Origin of the sequence: Serratia sp. FS14 (assembly GCF_000695995.1) — a bacterium.
Lineage (GTDB): Bacteria > Pseudomonadota > Gammaproteobacteria > Enterobacterales > Enterobacteriaceae > Serratia > Serratia nematodiphila.
Map to the genome: position 1 here is coordinate 4,955,534 of NZ_CP005927.1, position 24,820 is coordinate 4,980,353.

Genomic DNA, 24,820 nt, shown 5'->3' on the forward strand with positions numbered 1-24,820 from the left:
CGGCATCTCCTTGAGTCATCCTGTTTTCCCAAAAGATTCGGATAACACTATCCCATTCATTAACGCATCCACATAATCCCCATACCACTGCAACATCTCCCTACGCTGCTCCAGATACTGTGCATGGTTGTAGGTGCCACGAATGGTGTTCTTATCCACATGAGCAAGCTGTAACTCAATCCAAGCTGTGTTATAGCCCTGTTCATGCAGAATAGTACTCATCGTGTGCCGGAAACCGTGTCCTGTAGCCTTCCCATGATACCCAATCCGTTTCAGTACCTGATTGATACTCGCTTCACTCATAGGTTTCGTAATGTCGTTACGGCCTGGAAACACTAAGTTGTAACGGCCCGTCACTGCCTGGATCTCACGAAGTGATACCACAACTTGATCGGATAGCGGGACCAGATGCGGGCGGCGCATCTTCATTCTTTCGACCGGGACTTCCCAAATACGTTTATCGAAATCAAACTCTTTCCATTCAGCCTGGCGGAGTTCGACGGTGCGAACGCCGGTCAACATTAGAATTCGAGTAGCCAGTCGGGTTATCGGGCTACCAGAATAAGCGGCAAGGGCTTGTAAGAAATCAGGGAGTTCATCAGCTAGCAGATGGGGATAATGGGTAGATTTAGGTGCAGTCAGCGCGCTCGCCAATTCTGAGGCAGGGTTCGTTTCGGCTCTGCCGGTAACAATGGCATAGCGGAACACCTGATTGCAGGCCTGGCGGATTTTACGCAGCTTATCGAGCACACCTCGCTTTTCAAGTTTGCGCAGCGTATTGAGCACTTCAAGAGGCTTGATCTCAGCAATAGGGCGCTTACCAATATCAGGGAAGATATCGTTCTCGAACGCCTCCATCAGATCGTCAGCATAGCCTTTCGACCAGTTGGGCCGTTTGTAGCCATGCCATTCCAGTGCAATAGCTTTAAAGGTATTTTCGGCATTGGTTTTTTTAGCCAACTTTTCAGCTTTCTTTTCTTCTCCAGGATCACCGCCCAAAGCGATGATCTTCCGAGCCTCCTCACGCTTCAGGCGAGCGTCGGCCAGAGAGATATCAGGATAAACACCGATAGAAAGCTTTTTCTCTTTCCCTAAAAAACGGTACTTCAAGCGCCAGTACTTCGCACCGTTAGGCTTCACCAACAGATACAGACCACCACCATCGGTGAGCTTGTATTCTTTTTCTTTGGGTTTTGCAGTATCAATCTGTCGTGCATTTAGTGGCATAAAGGGGCCCCTAATTTCCATTGAACGAGATGAGCCCCCTCAAAGGCCCCCAGACACCACTTGATTTGGGTATAACTGAGTTGACCTCGATAGAGCTCGTGACAGAAAAATTCAGTAATTTCAGGGAGTATAAGGGATAAAAAGCGAATTCAGTAGAGGTGAGTTGACTTCAAAATGGCACGCCCTATAGGATTCGAACCTATGACCTACGGCTTAGAAGGCCGTTGCTCTATCCAACTGAGCTAAGGGCGCATTGAGATGCGGCAACCTGCGGCTGCGGGTTGCGATTATACGGTCAGAGGTTAGCGAGTCAATGCCTTTTCATGACGTTACGGCGGCGGCCGTGCTTTATGGCGTTTTTTCCACCAGCGCCCGCGCGGCGAGGGTTCTCGTCAACGGGCGCCGTTACGCTGAGCCAGCCCGGCGCCTACGTAAATCGGCGCGTGCTCACGCCCTTGCCGCCCGTTGTCCCGCCGCTGGCAGAGGCGAGCAGACATCACCACTGCGGCAATGTCCCCCCAATCGGCATGCTCAATCACCCGTGTGTTGCACGTCGCCGCCACGTTTTCAACCCATGCAACGTTAGGGCGTGCGCTGTTTAAAGAAGCCTGGCTCCCCGATGCCCAAACCAGCAACAGCGTACAGCCTGCCCAGGCGCAGCCCTTCATACGCATAACTTCCGCCACAGCGCATTCAGGCGTGCCCGCCACGACGGCGCCGCCTCATGCTTGCCGAGCTGATGCAGCGCGGTGAGTTGCTCACTGTCCGCCGGATGCAGCGAAGAATCGAACACCGTCTCCCCCACGTGTTTAGGCTGCGCCGGTTGCGCGCCAGGCTGGTGATGCAACGGATAAAGCCGGGTTATCGCTCTCATGATCCTGCCCTCTTTCGCCCTGTGTATGGCCCCAGCGTATGCAAATGCCGGTAAAAATGGCGTAGAGGTTCCTGAAGCCGGCATAAAAAAAGCATAAATCGGCCTCGCCAACGGCGGCGAGGGTGATTCTGCGCCTGACAGCGCGCTCAGCTTCTGCCAGAATAGCGGCATCCCCGCTTTTCTTAATTGATGGATTTCCACACTGATGTCAGCAAAGATTATTGATGGTAAAACGATTGCGCAGCAGGTTAGAAACGAAGTGGCTGAGCAAGTGAAACAACGTCTGGCGGCCGGCAAACGCGCCCCAGGCCTGGCGGTTGTGCTGGTCGGCGAGAACCCGGCTTCGCAAATTTACGTCGCCAGCAAGCGCCGCGCCTGCGATGAAGTCGGCTTCCTCTCCCGCTCCTACGACCTGCCCGCTGCCACCAGTGAAGCCGAGCTGCTGGCGTTGATCGACCAGCTGAACGCCGATGAGGAAATCGACGGCATTCTGGTGCAGCTGCCGTTGCCGGCCGGCATCGATAACGTCAAGGTGCTGGAGCGCATCCATCCGGATAAAGACGTCGACGGCTTCCACCCCTACAACGTCGGCCGCCTGTGCCAGCGTGCGCCCAAGCTGCGCCCGTGCACGCCGCGCGGCATCGTCACCCTGCTGGAGCGTTATAACATCGATACCTACGGCCTGAACGCCGTGGTGGTCGGCGCCTCCAACATCGTCGGCCGCCCGATGAGCATGGAGCTGCTGCTGGCCGGCTGCACCACCACCGTCACCCACCGTTTCACCAAAAATCTGCGTCACCACGTCGAGAACGCCGATCTGCTGGTGGTGGCGGTCGGTAAACCGGGCTTCATCCCGGGCGACTGGATCAAACCGGGCGCCATCGTGGTAGACGTCGGCATCAACCGTCTGGAAAGCGGTAAAGTGGTGGGCGATGTCGATTTCGACGCCGCCAGCGAGCGCGCCGCCTACATCACCCCGGTGCCGGGTGGCGTTGGCCCGATGACCGTGGCTACACTGATCCAAAATACCTTGCAGGCCTGCGAGGAATATCACGACGTTCAACCTAAATAAGTAAGGCAGTATGGAAATTTTCAATCTGGACAATCATCCCCACGTCGAACTGTGCGATCTGCTGAAGTTCCAGGGCTGGTGTGAAAGCGGCGGCGCCGCCAAAGAAGTCATCGCCGAAGGGCTGGTGAAAGTCGACGGCAAGGTCGAAACCCGCAAGCGCTGCAAGATCGTCGCCGATCAGGTGGTGGAGTTCAACGGCGGCAAGGTCATGGTTAAACCCTAACCTGCAGCCATAGAAAAAGGCGCTGAATTCAGCGCCTTTTTTGTTTTCACTTCGGCCGGCTTACTTACGGCGCCAGGTGGTGCCCTGCGGCCCATCTTCCAGCACGATGTTCATCTCGTTCAAGCGATCGCGAGCGGCGTCCGCCAGCGCCCAGTCCTTGGCGGCACGCGCTTCGTTACGCTGTTTGATCAGCGCTTCGATCTCCGCCACTTCACCGTCGTCAACCTGTGCGCCCCCTTGCAGGAACTGCTCCGGCTCCTGCTGCAGCAGGCCGAGCACTTTCGCCAGCTTGCGCAGCTCCGCCGCCATGCCGTTGGCCGCCGCCATGTCTTCGCTCTTCAGGCGGTTAACTTCGCGCGCCAGATCGAACAGCGCCGAGTAGGCTTCCGGAGTGTTGAAGTCGTCGTCCATCGCTTCGCGGAAGCGGGCTTCGAACGCTTCGCCGCCGGCCGGCGCGGCATCGGCGTCGGTGCCGCGCAGCGCGGTATAGAGGCGCTCCAGCGCGGTGCGCGCCTGCTTAAGGTTCTCTTCGCTGTAGTTCAGCTGGCTGCGATAGTGCCCGGACATCAGGAAGTAACGCACCGTCTCCGCATCGTAATGGCCGAGCACGTCGCGGATGGTGAAGAAGTTATCCAGCGATTTGGACATCTTCTCTTTGTCGATCATCACCATGCCGGAGTGCATCCAGTAATTGACGTACGGGCCGTCGTGGGCGCAGCTCGACTGCGCGATCTCGTTCTCGTGGTGCGGGAACATCAGATCGGAACCGCCGCCGTGGATGTCGAAGTGGGTGCCCAGCTGTTTGCAGTTCATGGCGGAGCATTCGATATGCCAGCCCGGACGGCCCGGCCCCCACGGCGACTGCCAGCTCGGCTCGCCCGGCTTGGACATTTTCCACAGCACGAAGTCCATCGGATTGCGCTTCACGTCGTCGATCTCCACGCGCGCGCCGGCCTGCAGCTGATCCAGATCCTGACGCGACAGCAGGCCGTATTGCGGATCGCTGTCGATGGAGAACATCACGTCGCCGTTGCTGGCCACGTAAGCGTGATCGCGATCGATAAGGCGCTGCGTGATCTCGATGATCTCGGCGATGTGCTGGGTCGCGCGCGGCTCTTGATCCGGGCGATCGATCAGCAGCGCGTCGAAGTCGGCGTGCATTTCCGCCAGCATGCGTTCGGTCAGCTGGTCGCAGGTCTCATGATTTTCCGCCGCGCGGCGAATGATTTTGTCGTCTACGTCGGTGACGTTGCGCACGTAGTTCAGCGAATAGCCGAGATAGCGCAGATAACGCGCCACCACGTCGAAAGCGACAAAGGTACGACCGTGGCCGATGTGACACAGGTCATAGATGGTTACCCCGCACACGTACATGCCCACTTTCCCGGCATGAATGGGTTTGAATTCCTCTTTTTGACGACTCAGGGTATTAAAAATCTTTAGCATCGGGAGATTCCGTGGTGTGCGTGATAACAAAAAAGATAACCGGGCTTCAGGTTTTACGCCCGGTAGCGTATTGAAACCTGAAGCCTGATCTATTGCAAGGTTAAGGCCAAGCTTTGCTGACTTCACGCGAATAAAATGCGCGAAATTCGCCGGCCGGCGCAATTGTTATAATATAACACAAATGCAATTACCACAGACAGTGCGCGGTTGAGCCGCTGCTGACTCGCTGGGGCGGATATGTTATAAGGGCGGTCTGAATGTTCACTCGCTTTACGTGACGTCTCACTTCACCTTGTTAGGATTAAAACTATGGTTACTTTCCACACCAATCACGGCGATATCGTTATCAAGACCTTTGCTGACAAAGCGCCGGTTACCGTTGAAAACTTCCTGAACTACTGCCGCGCCGGTTTCTACGACAACACCATCTTCCACCGTGTGATCAACGGCTTCATGATCCAGGGCGGCGGTTTCGAACCGGGCATGAACCAGAAAGCGACCAACGCGACCATCAAGAACGAAGCCAACAACGGTCTGAAAAACACCATCGGCACCCTGGCAATGGCGCGCACCAACGATCCGCACTCCGCCACCGCACAGTTCTTCATCAACGTGGCTGACAACGACTTCCTGAACTTCCGCGGCGAAAACGTGCAGGGCTGGGGCTACTGCGTGTTCGCTGAAGTGGTTGAAGGCATGGACGTGGTCAACAAGATCAAAGGCGTGAAAACCGGCCGCAGCGGCATGCACCAGGACGTACCGGTAGAAGACGTCGTCATCAACAGCGTGACCGTCAGCGAGTAATCGCGGCTGCATGAGTACGCTGTTCATCGCAGATCTGCACTTGTGCGCACAGGAACCGGCAATCACTGCCGGTTTTCTGCGTTTTTTACGGCGCGAAGCGGTGCACGCCGACGCGCTGTACATCCTCGGCGACCTGTTTGAAGCCTGGATCGGCGACGACGATCCCGAGCCGCTGCACGCGGAGATCGCCGCGGCGCTCAAAGCGCTGCAACAGGCCGGCGTGCCCTGCTATTTCATCCACGGCAACCGCGATTTTCTGCTCGGCAAGCGCTTCGCCCGCGCCAGCGGCATGCAGCTGCTGCCGGAAGAAAAAGTGCTGGAACTGTACGGCCGCAGGATCCTGATCCTGCACGGCGACACCCTGTGCACCGACGATCAAGCCTATCAGCAATTCCGCCGTAAAGTGCACAACCCGCTGATTCAAAAATTGTTCCTCGCGCTGCCGCTGCGCTGGCGACTGAAGATCGCCGCCAACATGCGCGCCCGCAGCCAGCAATCCAACCAGTACAAGTCGGAAGCCATCATGGACGTCAACCCGCAGGCGGTCGAGCAAACGATGCTGCGCCACGACGTGCACTGGATGATCCACGGCCATACCCATCGCCCGGCGGTGCACCGGCTGGCGCTGAGCAACGGCGAAGCCCATCGCGCGGTGCTGGGTGCCTGGCACGTCGAAGGATCGATGATCAAAGTCAGCGCCGACGCCGTCGAGCTGATCCAATTCCCATTCTGAGTTCCGCGCAGGCGCGCGAGTGAAAATTCGCGCTTTCGCCGGTGAAAACCGGCGACGCAACCGTTTTCCTCGCCGTGCGCTCATGGTATGCTCTACGCCCTCATTCGGCCCTCAGCCGACGCCAGACAAATCACAGGAGCCTTACACCCATGGGAGCCAACGCCGCTTCAGCCGCCAATGCCGGGGCTAAAATCGCAATTGTAATGGGATCGAAAAGTGACTGGGCCACCATGCAGTTCGCCGCCGAAGTCCTGACCCAACTCGATGTCCCCTTCCATGTCGAAGTCGTTTCCGCTCACCGCACGCCGGACAAGCTGTTCAGCTTCGCCGAGCAGGCTGCCGCCAACGGCTTTGACGTGATCATCGCCGGCGCCGGCGGTGCGGCGCATCTGCCGGGCATGCTGGCGGCGAAAACCCTGGTGCCGGTGCTGGGCGTGCCGGTGCAAAGTGCCGCGCTGAGCGGCGTAGACAGCCTCTACTCCATCGTGCAGATGCCGCGCGGCATTCCGGTGGGGACGCTGGCGATCGGCAAAGCCGGCGCCGCCAACGCCGGGCTGCTGGCGATGCAGATCCTGGCGCTGCACGACGCCGCGCTGGCGCAGCGTTTGGCGGACTGGCGTCAGGCGCAGACTGAAGACGTTTTGAACCACCCCGATCCGCGGGAGGACGCATGAAGCCGGTTTGCGTACTGGGCAACGGCCAGCTGGGGCGCATGCTGCGCCAGGCCGGCGAACCGCTGGGCATCGCCGTCTACCCCATCGGCATCGATGCCGAACCCGAGGCGGTGCCGTATCAGAACAGCGTCATTACCGCCGAGATCGAACGCTGGCCGGAAACCGCGCTGACGCGCGAACTGGCGACCCACAGCGCCTTCGTCAACCGCGACATCTTCCCGCGTCTGGCCGATCGCCTGACGCAAAAACAGCTGCTCGACCAGCTCGGCCTGGCGACCGCGCCGTGGCAGCTGCTGGCGAGCGCCGCCGAATGGCCGCAGGTATTCGCTTCGCTGGGCGAGCTGGCGATCGTCAAACGCCGGGTCGGCGGCTATGACGGCCGCGGCCAGTGGCGCCTGCGCCCGGGCCAGGAAGCCGAACTGCCGGCCGACGCCTATGGCGAGTGCATCGTCGAGCAAGGCATCAATTTCTCCGGCGAAGTATCGCTGGTGGGCGCGCGCGGCCACGACGGCCGTTCGGTATTCTACCCGCTGACCCATAACCTGCATGAAGACGGCATCCTGCGCACCAGCGTGGCGCTGCCGCAGCCCAACCCGGCGCTGCAGCAACAGGCCGAGCAGATGCTGGCGGCGATCCTGAACGAGCTGAACTACGTCGGCGTGATGGCGATGGAGTGCTTTATCGTCGGCGATCGGCTGCTGATCAACGAACTGGCGCCGCGCGTGCACAACAGCGGCCACTGGACGCAAAACGGCGCGTCCATCAGTCAGTTCGAGCTGCACCTGCGCGCCATCCTCCGCCTGCCGCTGCCGCAGCCGGTGGTGAGCACGCCATCGGTGATGGTCAACTTGATCGGCACCGCCGTCAACGAACAGTGGCTGTCGCTGCCGCTGGTGCATCTGCACTGGTATGAGAAAGAGGTGCGCCCGGGCCGCAAGGTCGGCCACCTCAATCTGAACGATCCGAGCGCCGCCGATCTGCGCCAGGCGCTGCAGGCGCTGGTGCCGCTGCTGCCGGGCGAGTACCAAAGCGGGCTGGCCTGGGCACAGAAGAAGCTGGCCTAAAGCGCACGCCACCGAAAGCAAAAGGGGTTAGCCTTAAGCTAACCCCTTTTTTCATCGAACTAAGCCAACATCACCCCTCATAACTGCGGAACAGCGCCTTGCCGCGCAGCAGGCGCACGCCCAGCCAGCCGCCGCACAACGACAGCAGCAGCGCGCTGGCCAGCGGCAGCGCCCACCACAGCACCGGCGTCGGCGTCCACGGGAAGTCAAACACCCGGCTCTGCAGTAGCCACAGCGCCGCCTCGGCGCCCACCGCCGCCGCGATGCCCGCTACCAACCCCAGCAGAGCAAACTCGCACCACAGCGTGCGGCGCAGCAGCCGCTTGCCGGCCCCCAGCGTACGGTACACCACCAGCTCCTGGCGGCGTTGACGCATGCCGACCTGCACCTGCGCCAGCAGCAGCAGGCCGCCGCACAGCACCACCAGCACCACCATGACTTCCAGCGCGCGGCTGACCTGTTGCAGCACGCCGCCGACCTGTTTCAGGATCGCGCCGATGTCCAGCAGGCTGAGCGTCGGGAACTGGCGATTGAGCTGGGTCAGCATCTGGCCGTCACCGTCGTAGCGGAAGCTGGTGAGCCAGGTCTGCGGCTGGCCGTCCAATGCGCCCGGCGGGAAGATAAAGTAAAAGTTCGGCTTCAGGCTTTCCCAATCCACCTGGCGCAGGCTGGTGACTTTGGCGCTGAACGCCTGGGTATCGCCGCTGAAGGTCAGCGTATCGCCCAGCTTGATCTTCAGCCGCCCGGCGATGCCTTCATCCATCGAAACCTCACCGGTTTTCGGCGGCCAATTGCCCGCCACCAGCGGATTGTGATCCGGCAGTTCAGCCAGCCAGGTCAGGTTCAGCTCACGGTTCACCGCCTCGCCGCCCGGATCGTCTTCATGCACCCGCTCGGTCGCCACCTGCTGGTTTATCTCGGTCAGGCGCACCCGGACGATCGGGTAATAGGTTTCCGGCTTGATCTGGTGCTGCTGCAGGAAGGTTTTCACCTGCGGCACCTGCGCCTCGGTCATGTTGAGCAGGAAATAGTTCGGGCTGTCCGGCGGCAGCTGTTGCTGCCAGCGTTCGAGCAGATCGCCGCGCAGTACCAACAGCAGCGCCAACAGCATGAACGACAGCGAGAACGCCGCCAGCTGGCTGATGGTCACCCACGGCTGATGCAGCAGGCGATTGACCGCCAGCCGCAGCGCCAGGCTCTTGAGCGTGATGCGGCGCAGCAGCAGCAGGCTGCCCCAACCGATGCCGCCCAACAGCAACGCCAGCACCGCCATACCGGCCAAAATCGCCCACAGCAGCGTACTGGCCCCCATCAGCGCCACCAACAGCGCCACCACGATCGCCGCCGTCACCGGCAGGAAGTAGCGCAGTGGCCAGACGTTGGCCGTCACGTCGCGGCGCAGCACCCGCAGCGGCTGGGTGGCCAGCAGTTGGCGATACGGTCGCAGCCCGACCAGCAGCGAGATCAGCACCAGCGCGCCGAGCGCCCACAGCCACGGCCAGGCGCCGGCGGCGGGCAACGCAGCCGGTAATACCGGCTTCAGCAGGCGGATCAGCAACGCTTCAAACGCCAGCCCGATTGCTCCACCGCACGCCGCCGCCAGCGCCATCACCGCCAGCCACTGGCCGACGATCAATTTGCGCAGCGCGCCGCGCCCGGCGCCAAGGGTTTTCAGCACCGCGATCAGATCGTAGCGGCTGCGGCAATAGTGGCTCATCGCCACCGCCACGGCGGCGATCGACAACAGCAGCGTCAGCAGCGCCGACAACAGCAGGAACTGTTGGGAGCGCTGCAGCGACTTGCCGAGCGCGCTGCCGGATTCCTGTAGCCCGAACCAGCGCTGATCCGGCGTCAACTGCGGCGTCAGCCGCGCTTCGTAACGCTGAATATCCGGCTCGGCGCCGGCGAACATGTAGCGGTAGGTCAGGCGGCTGCCCGGCTGCACTGCGCCGGTCTTATCAACGTCCGCCAGGTTGATCATGATGCGCGGCGCGGTCTGGAACGGATTGAAACCGGCGTCCGGCTCCTGAATGATTTCACCGGCGATGCGCAGCGTGGTATCGCCCACCTCCAGCGAATCCCCCACTTTCACGTTCAGCAGCGCCAGCAAACGCGGTGCCACCAGCACGCTGCCCGGTTCGGGTTTGATGTTGGCCGGGCGCGTTTCCAGCTTGCCGTACAGCGGATAGGCCAAATCGGTGGCTTTCACGTCCGCCAGCTGCGGCCGATCGCCGGCATAGGTCATGGTGGTGAACGACAGCTGACGGCTCACCTTCAGCCCCTGCTGCTGCGCGTCCAGCAGCCAGCCTTCCGGCACCGGATGCGCGCTGCGCAGCACCCGATCGCCGGCGATAAAATCGCGGCTCTGCTGGCTGAGCCCTTTGTCCATGCGATCACTGATGCTGCCCAGCGCCAGCACGCAGGCGACGGAGAGCGTCAGCGCCAGCCACACGATCAGCAGCGACGGCGAGCGCCATTCGCGCCAGAACCAGCGCCAGATCATGCTTCCTCCCACAGCTTGCCTTCACGCAGCCGCAGCCGCCGCTGGCAGCGCGCCGCCAGGGTTTCGTCATGGGTCACCAGGATCAGGGTGGTATCGAAATCGCGGTTGAGAGAGAACAGCAGGTCGGCGATGCGATCGCCGGTCTGACGATCGAGGTTGCCGGTCGGTTCATCGGCGAACAGCACCCGCGGCCGGCCGCTGAAGGCGCGCGCCAGCGCCACGCGCTGCTGCTCGCCGCCGGACAGCTGCGCCGGCAGGTGATCGAGACGTTTGCCCAGCCCCAACTGTTCCAGTAACTGCACCGCCTGCTCGCGACTCTGCCTGTCGCTCTCGCCGCGCAGCAGCGCCGGCAGCTGCACGTTCTCCAGCGCGTTCAGCGTCGGCACCAACATGAACGACTGAAACACGAAGCCGACGTTCCTGGCGCGCAGCGCGGCGCGGCCTTCTTCGTCCAGCGCGGTCAGCGACTCGCCGAGCAAACGCACCTCGCCCTCGCTGCCGTCGTCCAGTCCGGCCAAAATGCCCAGCAAGGTCGATTTCCCCGATCCGGATTCGCCGATCAGGGCGATCGTCTGCGCGGGTTTGACAAGCAGCTCGACTCCGGTAAGGATGGTGAGCTGATGCTCACCTTGACCAACGTGTTTACTAAGATGATGAACTTCAAGAACGTTTTCCGCTGGCATCTTCCCTTCCTTTTGCTGTTGGGATTATTCAGTTTACGCGCTGCCGCCGCCGATACCTTATTGATTTTGGGCGACAGTTTAAGCGCCGGCTATCGCCTGCCGATCGAGCGGGCCTGGCCGACGCTGTTGGCCGAACAGTGGCAGAAAAAACCGGGCGCGCCGCAGCTGGTCAACGCCAGCATCAGCGGCGACACCGCCGCTCAGGGGCTGGCGCGTCTGCCCGCGCTGCTGAAACAGCATCAGCCGCGCTGGGTGCTGATCGAGCTGGGCGCCAACGACGGCCTGCGCGGCTTCCCGGCGCAGGACGTACAGCGCGATCTCGGCCAAATCATCACGTTGGTGCAGCAGGCCGGCGCGCAGCCGCTGCTGATGCAGATCCGCATCCCGCCGAACTACGGCCGCCGCTATACTGAAGCGTTCGGCGCCGTCTACCCGGCGCTGGCCAAGCAGTTCAACATTCCGCTGCTGCCGTTCTATATGGAACAGGTGGTGGTGAAGCCGGAATGGATGCAGGATGACGGATTGCACCCCAATGGGGACGCTCAGCCGTTTATCGCCACCTGGATGGCGGAGCGCCTGGAACCGCTAGTAAAGCATGAGTCTCACTAAATTAGGGTCGTACACTAGGTAAAGTTATGCAAAAAGCGGTATTAATAACCGGCTGTTCCAGCGGGATTGGATTGATTGCGGCGCAGGATCTGCGCAACCGCGGCTACCGGGTGCTGGCCGCCTGCCGTAAGCCGCAGGACGTGGAAAACATGCGCCAGCTCGGGCTGGAAGGCATCGAGCTGGATCTGGACGACAGCGCCAGTGTCGAGCGCGCCGCCGCCGAGGTGATCGCGCTGACCGACGGCCGCCTGTACGGCCTGTTCAATAATGGGGGGTTCGGCGTTTACGGCCCGCTCAGCCGCATTTCGCGCAGCCAGCTGGAGCGGCAGTTCGCCACCAACCTGTTCGGCACCCACCAGCTAACCCAGCTGCTGTTGCCGGCGATGTTGCCGCACGGCGAAGGGCGCATCATTCAGACCAGCTCGGTGATGGGCCTGGTCTCCAGCGCCGGGCGCGGCGCCTACGCCGCCAGCAAGTTCGCGCTGGAAGCCTGGTCGGACGCGCTGCGCATGGAACTGCACGGCAGCGGCATTCAGGTCAGCCTGATCGAACCGGGGCCGATCTCCACCCACTTTAGCCAGAACGTCAACCAGGCGCAGAGCGACAAGCCGGTGCACAACCCCGGCATCGCCAAGCGCCTGACGCTGCCGCCGGAGGCCATCCTGCCCAAACTGCGCCACGCGCTGGAAAGCCCACGCGCCAAACTGCGCTATCCGGTCACCCTGCTGGCGCACGCGATGAGCGTGCTGCGCCGCATTTTGCCGGGCCGCTGTCTGGATTGGCTGCTGCGCAGCAACGCTTAATTCGCCCGACGGGGTTGAAGAATGGCGGCGCGCCCCCATTTACACCCCATGGCTCCGCACGATCAGAGAGAAAAAAGATGCTAGCTCAAGCTGTTGTTGATATTAACGAAACTAACCTGCACCAGACGCTGGAACAGTCGATGTCCATTCCGGTGCTGTTCTACTTCTGGTCCGAGCGCAGCCAACACTGCCTGCAGCTCACGCCGGTGCTGGACAAGCTGGCGGCGGAATACGCCGGTCAGTTCATTCTGGCCAAGGTGGACTGCGACGCCGAACAGATGATCGCCTCCCAATTCGGGCTGCGTTCCATTCCGACGGTCTACCTGTTTAAAGACGGCCAACCGGTCGACGGCTTCCAGGGCCCGCAGCCGGAAGAAGCGATCCGTGACCTGCTGCAGCGTTTCCTGCCGAAGGAAGAAGATCTGAAACTGGCGCAGGCGCAGGAACTGCTGGCCGCCGGCAACGCCGCCGAAGCGCTGCCGCTGCTGAAAGACGCCTGGCAGAGCAGCCAGCAGCGCAGCGACATCGGCCTGACGCTGGCCGAAACGCAGATCGCGCTCAGCCGCAGCGAAGACGCTGAAGCGGTGCTGGCGACTATCCCGCTGCAGGATCGCGATACGCGCTATCAGGGCCTGGTGGCGCAGATTGAACTGTTGAAGCAGGCAGCGGACACGCCGGAAATCCAACAGCTGCAACAGCAGGTGCAGCAAGAGCCGGACAACGTCGAGCTGGCGGTGCAGCTGGCGCTGCAACTGCATCAGGTCGGGCGTAACGAAGAAGCGCTGGAACTGCTGATGGGGCATCTGAAGAAAGATCTGGCCGCCGCCAACGGCAACGCGCGCAAGACCCTGATGGACATTCTGGCCGCACTCGGCACCGGCGACGCGCTGGCCGCTAAATATCGCCGCCAGCTGTACTCCCTGCTGTACTGATATCCGTCATACCTGAAGCTGCATCCAGGCGGCAAACGTGAGAAGCCCTGGGAGCTTAGATAACTAAGTGACCAGGGGATCGAACGTGCAGCCAACAACGATGCGGCGGAAAAGACGCAGGGATATCAACGATAGACCCGCACCCCGCCCTCCACGCCCGCCGGGCTGAACAACACCTGCCACAGCTGAATGTTGCGCGAACGAAACGCGCCGGCGCAGGCGTTCAGGTAATAAGTGAACATGCGCTCGAAGCGCTCGGAATAACCGCCCGCCAATTCCGGCCACGCCCGTTTGAAATTCTCCAGCCAGGCCATCAGCGTGCGATCGTAATCGGCGCCGAAGTTGTGCCAATCCTCCATCACGAAACGCCCTTCGCTGGCCTCGGCGATATGCCGCACCGAAGGCAGGCAGCCGTTGGGGAAGATGTATTTGTCTATCCAGGCGTCGACGTTAAGGTCGGTTTGATTGGAACCGATGGTGTGCAGCAAAAACAGGCCGTCGGGCTTCAGGTTACGCGCCGCGACGCTGAAATAGGTCTCGTAGTTTTTCGGCCCGACGTGCTCGAACATGCCGACCGACACGATGCGATCGAACTGACGATCCAGATCGCGGTAATCCTGCAGCAAGATCTCGACGTCCAGCCCGGCGCAGCGTGCCTGCGCCAGCTTCTGCTGCTCGGCTGAAATGGTCACGCCGTGCACCGAGACGCCGTAGTTTTGCGCCGCAAACTGCGCCAACCCGCCCCAGCCGCAGCCGATATCCAGCAGCGTCATGCCCGGTTTCAGCTGCAGTTTTTCGCAGATCATCCTGAGCTTGGCCTGCTGCGCCTGCTCCAGCGTTTGCGCTTCTTTCCAGTAGCCGCAGGAGTATTGCATGTAAGGATCGAGCATCGCCCGGAACAGGTCGTTGCCGATGTCGTAATGCTCTTTGCCCACCTGCCAGGCGCGCTTGCGCGATTGGCGGTTGAACAGCCGGGCATAGGCGATGCGCGCGATGTCGCTCAGGCTTTTCGGCAGCCGCTCATCGACGCCGGCCTGCAGAATGCGGGTAAACAGCATGTCCAGCCGTTCGCATTCCCACCAGCCGTCCATATAGCTCTCGCCGAAGCCGAGCGAGCCTTCCTGCAAAATGCGTTTGAACAGCGCCGGGTTATGCACCCGGATATCCCAGGCACGCGGGCCGTTGATGGCGACGCCGGCTTCGGCCAGCATCTCCTCTACAATGCGATACCAGCGGTCTTTCTTCTGGGCGAGTTCATCAACACTGAGCGAATCCATAACAATCCTTGGCCGAAATGTCATTTCAAAAAGCATAGTCGCAAATAAAAATGACAAATTTTTGACGGTAAACACGGGGGTGTTTTTACTCTAGCCAAGGCGAGCAACATCATGAAATGAATAAAAATTATTGAAATCATGCCATTTAGGCATACTTATCCGCGCCAACGCGGGCGCGGATAAACCGAAGGCAGCTAAGGTAAAATAGAGGTGCCGGCCTGGCCCGCCAGCACCGCGTCGATATCCTGCAGGCCACCGATATGCGCCGTCCGCCCGGTGCGATCGACGAAGCGGCTGACCGCCATGATCTTCGGCCCCATGGCGCCGTCCGCCACCGCCATCGGCGCCAGCTCCTGCGTGGTGGCGCGACGAATGGCGCGCTGGCGCGGCGTGCCCCACTCCTGGTACACCGCGTCGGCGTCGGTGAGGATCACCAGATGATCGGCCCCCACCTGTTCCGCCAACAGCGCCGCCGCCAGATCTTTGTCGATCACCGCTTCGCTGCCCGTCAGCCCATGCTCGCCGGCGATCATCGGGATGCCGCCGCCGCCGTTGCAGATCACGATATGCCGCTGCGACAGCAGCAAGGTGATCGCCTCGATGTCGAGGATCTTTTGCGGCGCCGGCGAAGGTACCACCCGGCGGATATAGTTGCCGTCCGCCTTCAGCGTCCAGCCGAACTTGGCCTCCAGCGCCTGCCGCTGTTCCGGCGCATACACCGGCCCGATGAACTTGCTCAGCGCCTGATAATCCGCATCCTGCGCATCCACCAGCACCCGCGTCAGCAGCGTGGACACCGGCTGCTGCGGATGGCTGGCATTCAGCTGCTGCGCCAGCATATAGCCGATCATGCCCTGGCTTTCGGCCACCAGAATATCCAGCGGATAGGGCGGCACATCGCGGTACGCCAGGTTTTGCAACGCCAGCAGCCCCACCTGCGGGCCGTTGCCGTGCACGATGGCGATGCGGTATTTCTGCGCCAGCTTGCCGATGGCGTCGGCGATGAGGGCGATGCTCTTATACTGATTTTCCGCAGAGAGCACGGCTCCGCGTTGCAATAAGGCGTTGCCGCCCAACGCAATGACCAAGGTTTTCATGGTTTGCACCCGTAGTTGAAATCATACCGTCCCGGCCGGATCCGCGATCCGGCCCTCATGTTCACACCGCGCGCCGCACAGTGCGTTAATCGTCGTCACCCCCAGCCACACGCCCAGCAGCGTGTCCGCCCCCGAGAAATGCCCCAGGTTCAGCACCGCCGCCACCGCCGCCGATACACCGTTAGGTACCTGCATCCCCTGCGCCAGCATATGCAGCGGCGTGGCGAACACGCCCCGCTCGGCGTAGTGCAGGTAGTGCGCGCTCACCAGCGTGGTCAACGCTTCCAGCGGTGGCGTCTGGGCGAAAAACGGCGTCAGCCCGGCGACCTGGATGCGGCTGTCGAGGTGCGCGCTCAGCAACAGACCGAGCAAGGTGTCGTCGTTGCTCGGCGTCAGCCCCGGCCCTTTGCCCAGCGTATGGCGCCAGTCGACCGCGCCGCCCCGCAGCCAACGGGAGAAATCCCGCGCCAGCCCGGCCGGCTCCGGCGTTAACGGCCGCTTCACCAGCCGACCGATTTCGCCGTGCAACCCGCACTGCGCCGTGCAGCGCTGCAATACCGCCGCCAGCGGCCGATCGGCAATGGCCGCCCGCTGCGCCAGCCCCAGATCCCGCGCCGTCGCGGCGGGCCGAACAAGGAGCGCATCCAACGTGATGCCTGCGGCGGAGAAAGTGCAGCGTCGTACAGACGGCACCGCACGCCGCACGCGATCGAAATCCCGCGCGCCGAGCTGCCACCCCATCGGGCTCAGGCCGCTGCCGGCGCGGTGCAGCGTCAGCAGCCGCGCGTTTTCCGTCAGGAAATTGATCGCGTTGGTGAAGCTGCCGACGCAGCGCAGCGCGCCATAGTCCCGCGTCACATGGCGGCTGCCGGCCAGCGCGACAATGTCCATACGCCCCTCCGTTCACTTACGCCGTGATGCCGAGCTTATCGGCCAGCGCTTCGATCGCCTTCTCGAAACAACCGAGCGGCGCACGCACCGTGCCTGCGCCGATCTGCCCGACCCCGGCTTCGCGGTGAGCAATGCCGGTGTTGATCAGCGGCGTGATGCCGGTTTCCACCACCCGCCGGGCATCCAGCCCCAGGCAGGCGCCCTGGAAGTCCCAGGTCGGGATCTGCAGCATCATGTTGCGCTCAAGATAGATCTCCGCCATTTCCTCGGAGATGTCGGTGGCGGCGCTCATGCCGCCGGAAGCCCCGACGAAACGCGTCACGCCCGGGGCCGCGACCATCGCCGCCCCACCGATGCCGAAGGTTTCGGTGATCGCGCTGTCGCCGATGTCCGGGTTGGCGTCCGCCTGGCTGAAGCCGGAGAAGAACAGCCCTTCCGGCGTATTGACCGGCGCGGTGAACCAACGATCGCCCATGCCGCTGATCTTGATGCCAAAGTTCTTGCCGTTGCGGGTCATTACCGTGACGATAGTGCCCTGCTCAATTTCTGCTCCCGCATCCATCGCCGCCTTGCAGTAAGCCATCGCCAGATTGAGGAAGAACTGATCGGTGATGCTGAGGAACTGCATCACCTGCGCCAGCTCCGCCTTATCGCGAGGCAGCAGGCTAATCTCCGGCGCCAACCTGCGCATCAATAGCGCTGAGGCTGCGATATTGCGCTGGTGGAATTCGTCCCCCATACTGATCGCCTGCGCCATCAGCGCGGTCAGATCGATCCCCTCCTCCAGCGTCGCCAGCACCGCTTTCAGCACCGGAGCCAAAGAGTCGCGCATCCAGCGCAGACGCTGCTGCACATCCTCGCCATAGGCGCCGAAGCGCATCACCTTACCGATGCCTTCGTTCATGTTGCAGTAGGCGTAGTTGCCGTGGACGGTGTTCCTGACCACCACCATCGGCATGTGGGCCGAGGTGATGCCGCCCATCGGCCCCACCGCGCTCACGCTGTGGCATGGGATGAACTCGATTTCCCCTTGCTCCAGCAGCGCCAGCGCCTGCTGTTCATCCTGCGCCCAGCCTTCGAACAGGCAGGCGCCGATGCAGGCACCGCGCACCGGACCGCTCATCTCTTGCCAGGTGACCGGCGGCCCGGCGTGCAGCAGCTTGCGTCCTTCAGCCAGCTGCGGGATCAACCGATGCGCCAGATCCACATCCTGCCAGTGCGGGCGCGCCTCGCGGATACGGGCGATAACGGCGGCGTTTGCTTGCTCAATCGTTGCGTACATAGCGGTTCCTTACTTTAATTTTTTCAAGATGTTGGCTAATCGTTGATCGCCGCCGGCCACCGGCGCCCACTGGTAATGCACCACCGGGATGTCGCTGGTTTGCAGGTCATCGGCGAAGCTGCGCAGCCCGGCGTTGATCACCGCGACGCCGTCCAGCAAGGCCGGCCGTTCACGTTCAGGTGCGGGTAAGACGGGGGTAATCAGCTGATGCGCCAACGCGACCGCCGCCGGCAGCGACGGCATCACCGCGATGCCGGCCTCCTGCAGGGTGGCGATTTGCCGCGAGCGCTGCTGCGGATCCTGTTCGGTGCCGGTGACGGTAGCGATCGCCGCCAGCGGGTGGGCCGCGCCGCGCGCCGCGCGCACGTTGGCCACCTCGTCCGCCAGCGACGCCGCCGGATCGTCCTGGGCGCCAAAGCCGATCACCACGTCCAGCAGCAACACGCCGGTCTGCGGCTGCTGCGCCAGGCGGGCGATCTCTTGATTGCGGGCGGTCGGATCAATCATCGGGTGCGGGCGCCCCTGGGTATAAAAGTCATCGCCCATGTCGATGATGCGATGGCCGTCGGCCACCAGCATGGCTCCGCGCGGGTGTTCGCTATCCACCGGCAAGCGCAGTTTTTCCGCCAGCAACATCGCGCATTCGGCCGCCAGCGTGCCGCCGGCGTACAGTCCGGCGATTTTGCCGCCGGGCACCGCGGGCTGTTGCGCCGCCTGTTGCTGCACGCAGCCCAGCATCGCCGCCAGCCGCGCCGCTTCATCCAGCGTGGCGGCGAACGTGATGTTGCCATCCTGACGCACGGCGGACTGCGCGCCGAGGAACAGCGCCACCACCGGCTTGCCGAGCGCTTTCATTTCGTCGATCACCCGCTGACGCACCTCGGGCGCCGGCGGTTTGGACACGAACGCCAGCACCTGGCTCTGCGGATCCGCCGCCAGCATGCGCAGCGCGCTGATGGCGCTGATGCCGCCGATCTCCGCCGTCAGATCCCGCCCGCCCAGGCCGATAGCGTGCGAGATGCCCTGTCCCGCCAGGGTAATTTGCGAGATCAGCTCCTGAATGCCGGTACCGGAGGCGCCGACCACGCCGATGGATCCGGCGGGCGCCACGTTGGCGAACGCCAGCGGCGCGCCGGCGATGCAGGCAGTGCCGCAGTCCGGCCCCATCACGATCAGCCCACGCTCGCGCGCCTTGGTTTTCAGTGCCACTTCCTGCGCCGGGCTGACGTTGTCGGAGAACATCATCACGTTGCAGCCGTCTTCCAGCGCCCGATCCGCCAACTCCGCCGCGTATTCGCCGGCGATCGAGATCAGTGCCAGATTGGCGGCCGGCAGCTTCTGCCGGGCGGTGCGCCAGCTGCGCGCCCGCAGCAGTTTTTTACCGCCCTGGCCGCCCTGCGCAATCGCCTTGAGCGCCGCCTCCAGCGCCGCGCCGATCTCCTCGGCGATCGACTCGTCGGCGGACTCCGCTTTGATCGCCACGCAAATATCGTTCGGCGTCGCTTCGCTAAACTGCGGATGCCAGAAACCGGTCACCTCCAATAAGGATTTATTGGCCGGCGTCCCCATCATGACGGATATTTCCTCAACCTTGGGAGACTCACTGAGTTTGCGGGAGATCAACATCAGGCTGACGGAATCCTGAAAGCTCCCCTTTTTAATAAAAGCATGGATCATGGTGATATCCTTACGACAGCATTTAATAATATCGGCAATATTTCCCGCACCGGCGGCGCGGCGATGCATTGAATCCAGCGAAAAGGTTAATTATCAAGCTACAAATTAAAATCACGCCCAGAGGTGAGTGCGGTCACACTTTATTCATTGTTAGAAAAAATAACTTAATCGTCTGAATATTAGTTAATCCAGACGTGGGAAAATCATTTATAAAAAACTTCTAACAATGACGATTTAATTCAACGAATTTTTAATTCAATAGAATAAAACGCATCTGGATCACATTATTCCCCCCCGGTATTTATACATTACAACGCAGAGGCGAATTAAATAAACCGTAGTGATAAAAGGACTGTATATGAAGGTCTCTAAACAACAATTGCATAAGCTTATCCAGCAAAAAATTCACGCCGCCGGCCTGAGCCAGGAGCACGCCGGCATCGTCGCCGACGTGCTGGTTCATGCCGATGCGCGCGGCATCCACTCCCACGGCGCGGTCAGGGTCGAATACTATTCCGAACGCATCAGCAAGGGTGGCACCAACAATCACCCCCATTTCACCTTTGAAAAAACCGGCCCATGCAGCGCCATTTTCGACGGCGACAACGGCGCCGGGCACGTGGCGGCCAAGCTGAGCATGGATCGCGCCATCGAGATGGCGAAAGAGAACGGCGTTGCGGTGGTGGGTGTTCGCCGCATCGGCCACAGCGGCGCGCTGTCGTACTTCGTGCAGCAGGCGGCGCGCGCCGGCATGGTCGGCATCTCGCTGTGCCAATCCGATCCGATGGTGGTGCCGTACGGCGGTGCCGAGGTCTACTACGGCACCAACCCTATCGCCTTCTCCGCACCAGGCGAAGGCGACGAGCTGATCACCTTCGATATGGCCACCACCGTGCAAGCCTGGGGGAAAGTGCTGGACGCCCGCTCGCGCAACGCCGCCATTCCCGACACCTGGGCGGTGGACGCCGAGGGCAAGCACACCACCGATCCGTTCGCCGTCAGCGGGCTGCTGCCGATCGCCGGGCCGAAAGGCTACGGCCTGATGATGATGGTCGACGTGCTGTCGGGCATTTTGCTCGGCCTGCCGTTCGGCAAACACGTCAGCTCGATGTATCACGATCTCAGCGCCGGCCGGGAATTGGGCCAATTGCATATCGTCCTGAACCCAGGTTATTTCACCAACGAATCGGCGTTCCGTAAAAATATCAGCCAGGTCATGAAAGAGTTGAACGCCGTTAAACCGGCGCCGGGCGTCAGTAAAGTGCTTTACCCGGGACAGAACAGCCATGCGCGTGAAATGGAAAGCGAGAAAAACGGTATCGAAATCGTCGACGATATTTATCAATACTTAATTTCAAATGCTATTTACCAGCGTTCTTACGACCACAAAGACCCCTTCGCCAGTTAACGCAATCTTATTATCGTGGGCTTTTTACGCCACGGCTCGCGATTGATATTTCAGAGCCGGGGAGAAAAAAGAAAACCTTCATCAGCGCGCTCAGCGCAATAGGTCGGCCGGCGGCGAATATCATCCGCCCTGGCCGCATCGCCGCTGAGACATAACATGCGGGCAGGTAAACATGAAAGACTTCCAACAAGAAATCCGTGATATTTCCGGCTGGTTATCGAAAATCGGCGCCGACCCCAGCGGCGGCATGACGCGTCTGCTTTATACCCCGGAATGGATCGAGGCGCAGCACGCGTTGAAAAACGCCTTCGACGCCGCCGGGCTGAGCACCCATTTTGATGCGGTCGGCAACCTGTTCGGGCGGCTGGAGGGCAGCAAATACCCCGACCAGGTAATTCTCTCCGGTTCGCACATCGATACGGTGGTCAACGGCGGCAACCTCGACGGCCAGTTCGGCATCGAAGCCGCCTTTATGGCGATCAAATACCTCAAGGATACCTACGGCCCGCCGCTGCGCAGTCTGGAAGTCATCGCGCTGGCGGAAGAAGAAGGCAGCCGCTTCCCCTATGTGTTCTGGGGCAGCAAGAACATCGTCGGCCTGGCCCGGCGGGAGGACGTGCAACACATTACGGACGCCAAGGGCGTCGGCTTCGTCAACGCCATGCGCGACGCCGGTTTCGATTTCCCGCCGCCGCATCAGCCGCTGCGCAGTGATATCGCGGCCTTCGTCGAGATCCATATCGAGCAGGGCAAAGTGCTGGAAACCGAAGGCAAAACCCTCGGCGTGGTGACCAGCATCGTCGGCCAACGGCGCTATGACGTGCGGCTGCAGGGCGAAGCCAACCACGCCGGCACCACCCCGATGAGCTACCGCCGGGATACCGTGCACGCCTTCAGCCGCATCTGCTGCGAATCGATCGCCAAGGCGCGCGCAGAGGGCGATCCGCTGGTGCTGACCTTCGGCAAGGTGGAGCCGAAGCCGAACACCGTCAACGTGGTGCCGGGCTTCACCCACTTCACCCTCGACTGCCGCCATACCGACCAGGCCGCGCTGCTGCGCTTCACGCAGGAGATCGAGCAGGATATCCAGCGCATCTGCGCCGAGATGGGCATCGAGGCCGAGATCGATCTGTGGATGGATGAAGCGCCGATCCCGATGAACGAACAGCTGGTGGCCTGCGTCAGCCGCCTGTGCGAAACGCAGCGGCTGAATTACCGCATGATGCACAGTGGCGCCGGGCACGACTCGCAAATTTTCGCCCCGCGCGTGCCGACGGTGATGATGTTCGTGCCGAGCATCGCCGGCATCAGCCATAACCCGGCGGAAAAAACCGCCGTCGCCGATCTGAACGAAGGGGTGAAAATCCTGGCGCAGACGCTGTATCAGTTGGCCTACACCGAACAGGGGGCCGAGGCATGAGCAACGACATCGACCCGCGCTACTGGAAAAAGATCGTCGTCGTGCTCTGCCTGGGCTGGGCGGTGATCTGGATCTACCGCACCGTCCTGACGCCGATCTTTCCCGAGATCCAACAGACCATCGGCGCGCACTCCAATGCGGAAATGGGGCTGATCGCCAGCTTCTACTTCTTCGCCTATACCGGCATGCAGATCCCGGCGGGCATCCTGGTGGACAAATTCGGCAAGAAGGTGGTGTTGATCCCGGGCTTCTGCCTGTTCATCATCGCCACCTTGCTGATCGGCAACGCCACCAGCCTGACCATGGTCTATGCCGGCAGCCTGCTGGCGGGCATGGGCTGCGGCTCTTATTACGGCTCGGCCTACTCCCTGTCGTCGGAGAATATCCCCCTGGAGCGCCGTGGCCTGGCGACCGCGGTGATCAACAGCGGCTCGGCGCTCGGCATGGCCATCGGACTGATCGCCTCCAGCCTGCTGGTGAAAAGCTTCAACATGAACTGGCAGATCATGCTGTTCATCATCACCGGCCTGCTGGTGGTGATGACGCTGGTATTCGCCGTGGTCATCAAAGGTTCGCAACCCCGAGCCCCGGCAGCCGTCAGCCAGACCGTTGCGCCGGCGGCGCTCGCGCCCGAAGAAGATGGCCAGGCCAGCGGCCTGTTCAGCCTGCGCATGATCTCCGCCTACGCGATGTACTTCGCCACCTGCTACGGCTACTACATGATAGTCACCTGGCTGCCCTCGTTCCTGCAGCAAGAACGCGGCTTTGAAGGGGTAGCCATCGGCTTCTCCTCCGCCCTGGTGGCCTTCGCGTCGGTGCCGGGCGCGCTGTTCTTCAGCCGCATGTCCGACCGTTTCCGCAACAAGAAGGTGCAGCTGATCATTTTCCTCGAGCTGTGCGCGGCGGTAATGCTGGTCTGCACCGTCATTTCGCCGGACTCCACCATGCTGCTGATCAGCCTGATCCTGTACGGGTTGCTGGGTAAGCTGGCGGTCGATCCGATCATGATCTCCTTCGTCGCCGACAACGCACCGAAGAAAGGCTATGGCACCAGCTTCGGCGTGTTCAACTTCTTCGGCATGTCCTCGTCGGTGATCGCCCCCTTCCTCACCGGCGTGATCTCCGACAGCACCGGCTCCAAGGTGATGGGCTTTTACATCTCCGCCGCCATCCTGCTGGTGGGCACCGCCATTTTCTTCACCGTCAATGTCTTGATGAAACGCACTACGCCAACCCGAACGGCCACCGAGGCCTGACGGCGCTTTTTTACCGGGCGCCGCCGCGGCGCCCTTTCAACGATCAGGAGAATCAACGTGGGTTACTTCAACAATCAAACCGGTTATCCAACCGACATTCTGTCAACGCGCGCCATCATCAAACGCGGCAACTATGCGCTGATCCCGCCGAACGGCCTGGTGCGCAACGTCATTCCCGGTTTTGAAAACTGCGACGTCACCATCTTGTCGACGCCGAAACTGGGCGCCACCTTCGTCGATTATCTGGTGACGCTGCACGACTGCGGCCGCAACACCAAAGGCTTTGGCGGCGAAGAGATCGAAACCTTCGTGTACGTCATCGACGGCGCCATCACCGCTTCCGCCGACGCCACCGATTACCCGCTGAGCGCCGGCGGCTACCTTTACTGCCCGGCGGGCGTCACGATGCGGCTGGAAAACGCCAACGGCGGCCAATCCAGCCGCCTGTTCCTCTACAAGCGCCGCTACCAGCGCATCAAGGGCTACGAGGCGCACGTGGTCAGCAACAACGTCGCCAACCTGGAGCAGATCCACTACGAGGGCATGAGCGAGGTGATCCTGCAGGATCTTCTGCCGAAAGATCTGGGTTTCGACATGAATATGCACATCCTCTCCTTCGCCCCCGGCGCCAGCCACGGCTATATCGAGACCCACGTGCAGGAGCATGGCGCCTATATTCTCAGCGGCGCCGGCGTGTACAACCTGGACAATGAATGGATGCCGGTGAAGCAAGGCGATTACATCTTCATGGGCGCCTATGTGCAGCAGGCGGGCTATGCGGTGGGCCAGGAAACCTTCAGCTACATCTACTCCAAGGATTGCAACCGCGACGTCGAGCCATAAGCACTTCGCCGCCAAAACCCAG

Annotated in this window: 24 protein-coding genes and 1 tRNA gene; 13 read left to right on the forward strand and 12 right to left on the reverse strand. The window is 61.5% G+C overall.

Annotated elements, in window-relative coordinates:
* Window positions 1-15: 15 nt before the first annotated feature.
* The 4 genes from L085_RS22740 to L085_RS22755 form a co-directional block, all read right to left on the reverse strand.
* Complete coding sequence (locus tag L085_RS22740) at window positions 16-1,227, reverse strand: integrase arm-type DNA-binding domain-containing protein (RefSeq protein WP_044031795.1); 1,212 nt, start codon at window positions 1,225-1,227, stop codon at window positions 16-18.
* A gap of 175 nt (window positions 1,228-1,402) precedes the next feature.
* A tRNA-Arg gene (locus tag L085_RS22745) sits at window positions 1,403-1,479 on the reverse strand.
* Window positions 1,480-1,619: 140 nt separating this feature from the next.
* Complete coding sequence (locus L085_RS25530; RefSeq protein ID WP_158499090.1) at window positions 1,620-1,901, reverse strand: hypothetical protein; 282 nt, start codon at window positions 1,899-1,901, stop codon at window positions 1,620-1,622.
* On the reverse strand, window positions 1,892-2,101 hold the full coding sequence (locus L085_RS22755; protein ID WP_044032129.1) for a hypothetical protein: 210 nt from the start codon (window positions 2,099-2,101) through the stop codon (window positions 1,892-1,894). The genes L085_RS25530 and L085_RS22755 overlap by 10 nt, the downstream gene beginning before the upstream one ends.
* A 205-nt stretch (window positions 2,102-2,306) precedes the next feature.
* On the opposite strand from L085_RS22755, the gene folD reads away from it, so the two are divergent.
* Together folD and ybcJ are read left to right on the forward strand one after the other, a co-directional pair.
* Window positions 2,307-3,173, forward strand: a complete 867-nt coding sequence (folD, locus tag L085_RS22760) for a bifunctional methylenetetrahydrofolate dehydrogenase/methenyltetrahydrofolate cyclohydrolase FolD (RefSeq protein WP_004940177.1) — start codon at window positions 2,307-2,309, stop codon at window positions 3,171-3,173.
* A gap of 10 nt (window positions 3,174-3,183) precedes the next feature.
* Window positions 3,184-3,396 carry a ribosome-associated protein YbcJ gene (gene ybcJ / locus L085_RS22765; protein ID WP_015376914.1) on the forward strand — a complete coding sequence of 71 codons (213 nt, stop codon included), beginning with the start codon at window positions 3,184-3,186 and terminating at the stop codon, window positions 3,394-3,396.
* A 60-nt stretch (window positions 3,397-3,456) separates the two neighbouring features.
* On the opposite strand, the gene cysS is transcribed toward ybcJ, so the two are convergent.
* A complete protein-coding gene (cysS, locus tag L085_RS22770; protein WP_015376913.1) occupies window positions 3,457-4,842 on the reverse strand; it encodes a cysteine--tRNA ligase in 1,386 nt (461 codons plus the stop codon).
* Window positions 4,843-5,151: 309 nt separating this feature from the next.
* Between cysS and ppiB the strand changes: the two genes are divergently transcribed.
* The 4 genes from ppiB (at window position 5,152) to purK (ending at window position 8,117) form a co-directional block, all read left to right on the forward strand.
* Window positions 5,152-5,646: a peptidylprolyl isomerase B gene (ppiB, locus tag L085_RS22775; protein WP_004940183.1), complete on the forward strand. Its 495-nt coding sequence runs from the start codon at window positions 5,152-5,154 to the stop codon at window positions 5,644-5,646.
* Between the two features lie 10 nt (window positions 5,647-5,656).
* The gene (locus L085_RS22780; RefSeq protein ID WP_015376912.1) at window positions 5,657-6,379 is read left to right on the forward strand and encodes a UDP-2,3-diacylglucosamine diphosphatase; all 723 of its coding nucleotides are present in this window, start codon (window positions 5,657-5,659) and stop codon (window positions 6,377-6,379) included.
* Window positions 6,380-6,528: 149 nt separating this feature from the next.
* Complete coding sequence (purE, locus tag L085_RS22785) at window positions 6,529-7,053, forward strand: 5-(carboxyamino)imidazole ribonucleotide mutase (protein ID WP_004940188.1); 525 nt, start codon at window positions 6,529-6,531, stop codon at window positions 7,051-7,053.
* Entirely contained in the window at window positions 7,050-8,117 is a 1,068-nt protein-coding gene (gene purK, locus L085_RS22790) for a 5-(carboxyamino)imidazole ribonucleotide synthase (protein ID WP_044031797.1), read from the forward strand. The genes purE and purK overlap by 4 nt, the downstream gene beginning before the upstream one ends.
* A 70-nt stretch (window positions 8,118-8,187) precedes the next feature.
* Here purK and ybbP read toward each other — a convergent pair whose 3' ends face one another.
* Together ybbP and ybbA are read right to left on the reverse strand one after the other, a co-directional pair.
* Window positions 8,188-10,620, reverse strand: a complete 2,433-nt coding sequence (gene ybbP / locus L085_RS22795; protein ID WP_044031798.1) for a putative ABC transporter permease subunit YbbP — start codon at window positions 10,618-10,620, stop codon at window positions 8,188-8,190.
* Window positions 10,617-11,303 carry a putative ABC transporter ATP-binding protein YbbA gene (gene ybbA, locus L085_RS22800; RefSeq protein WP_004940192.1) on the reverse strand — a complete coding sequence of 229 codons (687 nt, stop codon included), beginning with the start codon at window positions 11,301-11,303 and terminating at the stop codon, window positions 10,617-10,619. The genes ybbP and ybbA overlap by 4 nt, the downstream gene beginning before the upstream one ends.
* Between ybbA and tesA the strand changes: the two genes are divergently transcribed.
* The 3 genes from tesA to L085_RS22815 all read left to right on the forward strand — a co-directional run bounded on the left by tesA (window position 11,274) and on the right by L085_RS22815 (window position 13,647).
* Entirely contained in the window at window positions 11,274-11,912 is a 639-nt protein-coding gene (tesA, locus tag L085_RS22805; RefSeq protein ID WP_162472522.1) for a multifunctional acyl-CoA thioesterase I/protease I/lysophospholipase L1, read from the forward strand. The two genes, ybbA and tesA, sit on opposite strands and share 30 nt — an antisense overlap.
* Before the next feature lie 26 nt (window positions 11,913-11,938).
* Complete coding sequence (locus L085_RS22810) at window positions 11,939-12,715, forward strand: SDR family oxidoreductase (protein ID WP_004940195.1); 777 nt, start codon at window positions 11,939-11,941, stop codon at window positions 12,713-12,715.
* Window positions 12,716-12,792: 77 nt separating this feature from the next.
* Window positions 12,793-13,647 carry a co-chaperone YbbN gene (locus L085_RS22815; protein WP_004940198.1) on the forward strand — a complete coding sequence of 285 codons (855 nt, stop codon included), beginning with the start codon at window positions 12,793-12,795 and terminating at the stop codon, window positions 13,645-13,647.
* Window positions 13,648-13,772: 125 nt separating this feature from the next.
* On the opposite strand, the gene cfa is transcribed toward L085_RS22815, so the two are convergent.
* The 5 genes from cfa to L085_RS22840 all read right to left on the reverse strand — a co-directional run bounded on the left by cfa (window position 13,773) and on the right by L085_RS22840 (window position 19,871).
* A complete protein-coding gene (cfa, locus tag L085_RS22820) occupies window positions 13,773-14,924 on the reverse strand; it encodes a cyclopropane fatty acyl phospholipid synthase (protein ID WP_015376906.1) in 1,152 nt (383 codons plus the stop codon).
* Window positions 14,925-15,118: 194 nt separating this feature from the next.
* A complete protein-coding gene (locus L085_RS22825) occupies window positions 15,119-16,021 on the reverse strand; it encodes a carbamate kinase (RefSeq protein WP_044031799.1) in 903 nt (300 codons plus the stop codon).
* Window positions 16,022-16,042: 21 nt separating this feature from the next.
* Window positions 16,043-16,912, reverse strand: a complete 870-nt coding sequence (locus L085_RS22830; RefSeq protein WP_044031800.1) for a DUF2877 domain-containing protein — start codon at window positions 16,910-16,912, stop codon at window positions 16,043-16,045.
* 16 nt (window positions 16,913-16,928) lie between these two features.
* A complete protein-coding gene (locus tag L085_RS22835) occupies window positions 16,929-18,194 on the reverse strand; it encodes a DUF1116 domain-containing protein (protein WP_015376903.1) in 1,266 nt (421 codons plus the stop codon).
* 9 nt (window positions 18,195-18,203) lie between these two features.
* Window positions 18,204-19,871 (reverse strand): acyl-CoA synthetase FdrA, encoded by a 1,668-nt coding sequence (locus tag L085_RS22840; RefSeq protein ID WP_044032130.1) that lies wholly within the window; start codon window positions 19,869-19,871, stop codon window positions 18,204-18,206.
* A 358-nt stretch (window positions 19,872-20,229) separates the two neighbouring features.
* Here L085_RS22840 and allD point away from each other — a divergent pair, with 358 nt between their 5' ends.
* The 4 genes from allD to allE all read left to right on the forward strand — a co-directional run bounded on the left by allD (window position 20,230) and on the right by allE (window position 24,798).
* On the forward strand, window positions 20,230-21,279 hold the full coding sequence (allD, locus tag L085_RS22845) for an ureidoglycolate dehydrogenase (RefSeq protein ID WP_044031801.1): 1,050 nt from the start codon (window positions 20,230-20,232) through the stop codon (window positions 21,277-21,279).
* A 172-nt stretch (window positions 21,280-21,451) separates the two neighbouring features.
* Window positions 21,452-22,699, forward strand: coding sequence for an allantoate deiminase (gene allC, locus L085_RS22850; RefSeq protein ID WP_019454127.1), 1,248 nt, complete (start codon window positions 21,452-21,454; stop codon window positions 22,697-22,699).
* Window positions 22,696-23,955, forward strand: coding sequence for an MFS transporter (locus L085_RS22855; protein ID WP_044031802.1), 1,260 nt, complete (start codon window positions 22,696-22,698; stop codon window positions 23,953-23,955). The genes allC and L085_RS22855 overlap by 4 nt, the downstream gene beginning before the upstream one ends.
* A gap of 57 nt (window positions 23,956-24,012) precedes the next feature.
* Entirely contained in the window at window positions 24,013-24,798 is a 786-nt protein-coding gene (gene allE, locus L085_RS22860; RefSeq protein ID WP_015376898.1) for a (S)-ureidoglycine aminohydrolase, read from the forward strand.
* Window positions 24,799-24,820 lie beyond the last annotated feature (22 nt).